Here is a 1207-nt window from a genome sequence, read left to right as displayed (position 1 = left end):
ACTATCTTGGCCAATTTGGAGGGCTGTCAGCAGAGGGTGCTGGCCGGACGGTTACTCCTTGCCAATTGCCATCCACAAACTAATCAGAGTCGCCAAATGCTGATTCAGCTGCTCACCAGCCTCCTACCCTCTCTATCAATCAAAAATACGAAGGTGCATTTAGCCCAGCACAATGGGTTGGAACATCCTATGGACGTGTACCTAGCCGGTAATTTTGATGAATGGCAGTCGTGGCAGTCTCGTAGGAATTTTGAGTGTGAGTACGTCATAGGATTGGTCGAACTGCCCGGCACGAAGAAATGGCTACTGGCTGGCGTTTACGACTCGTTGAAGCTAAACGACTCAAAGGTAAAGAAGGAAAACCGTGACTTCGCCTACGATTACCGCCGAGTACCAGAATTTACCGAGTTGGAAGGACGCTTGATCCTCGACTACACGAAGCCGCGAATGAATTATCTATGGCTGGAAACGTGCATCAAAAGCATGGTTGTGTCATCTATTCTTGAAAAACCCATGACTATTGGCAGATTCCCCGGCTTCAAAGAAGTAGACATATCCCATGGCGAGTTGAAGATCATCGTCAATCAAGCCTTGGAGTCATGGCAGACGGCTCTATCGAGTGTGGCAGGCGTCTACCTGATTTCTGACCGAACCAAGGGTGAAGAACAGCTTTATGTGGGTTCAGCAACCGGTACAGGTGGCTTGTGGGATTGATGGTCAAACTACGCAAACAACGGGCATGGTGGGAACACCCGAATTCGGGAATTGCACACCAAGCGCGGGAAGGATTTCGCGGAGAATTTCAGGTTCAGCATCCTGGAAATCGCTGACAAACATACCGGCAAGGACGAAATGATGGTGAAGGAAATCCATTGGAAAGTTCGCCTTTTGACCCGTGATAGCGGCTTGAACGCGAACTGATGCCGTCTCAGGAGTGTCACTTAGGACTCAAGGTTTTTTTCAAAGCGTCGATAGCTAAAGGTTGAGTTGCCGAGTGCGGTAGCCTCTCCAATCCAATAGGCAATCGTGAATTGAAGGATTTACATGATCACGGAAAAAGACATTACCCCAAACAAAATGATGGCGGTTCTGGATTGGGCATACGACAAGGCGGTGGACGGTGTTACCGGCTTAGGTTCAGCTGAAGAAATGGCTAGGGATGGTCTGAAGTAGGCCACTATGTTTCGACAGCCGAGCCATAGACGCT

At 49.2% G+C, this 1207-nt stretch carries 3 protein-coding genes; 2 read left to right on the top strand and 1 reads right to left on the bottom strand.

What is annotated here, in order from left to right; all coding sequences use genetic code 11:
• Window positions 1-714, top strand: a 714-nt coding sequence (locus ACW9H9_RS28605; RefSeq protein WP_457346705.1) for a hypothetical protein, incomplete at its 5' end; no start/stop codon positions are given.
• A gap of 3 nt (window positions 715-717) precedes the next feature.
• Here the strand turns inward: ACW9H9_RS28605 and ACW9H9_RS28600 are convergent.
• On the bottom strand, window positions 718-873 hold the full coding sequence (locus ACW9H9_RS28600) for a hypothetical protein (RefSeq protein ID WP_457346704.1): 156 nt from the start codon (window positions 871-873) through the stop codon (window positions 718-720).
• Window positions 874-1044: 171 nt separating this feature from the next.
• Here ACW9H9_RS28600 and ACW9H9_RS28595 point away from each other — a divergent pair, with 171 nt between their 5' ends.
• A complete protein-coding gene (locus ACW9H9_RS28595) occupies window positions 1045-1173 on the top strand; it encodes a hypothetical protein (protein ID WP_457346703.1) in 129 nt (42 codons plus the stop codon).
• The last annotated feature ends 34 nt before the right edge of the window (window positions 1174-1207 follow it).

The sequence above is a fragment of the Pseudomonas sp. SDO5215_S409 genome (assembly GCF_054071325.1).
The sequence above is the reverse complement of the archived record's forward strand: the minus strand, read 5'-3'. Positions and strand labels throughout refer to the sequence as shown.

What these genes read in the sequence shown, in the direction of transcription:
- ACW9H9_RS28600 (WP_457346704.1), bottom strand. Translation starts at nt 873, where the DNA reads ATGGATTTCCTTCACCATCATTTCGTCCTTGCCGGTATGTTTGTCAGC.
- ACW9H9_RS28595 (WP_457346703.1), top strand. Translation starts at nt 1,045, where the DNA reads ATGATCACGGAAAAAGACATTACCCCAAACAAAATGATGGCGGTTCTG.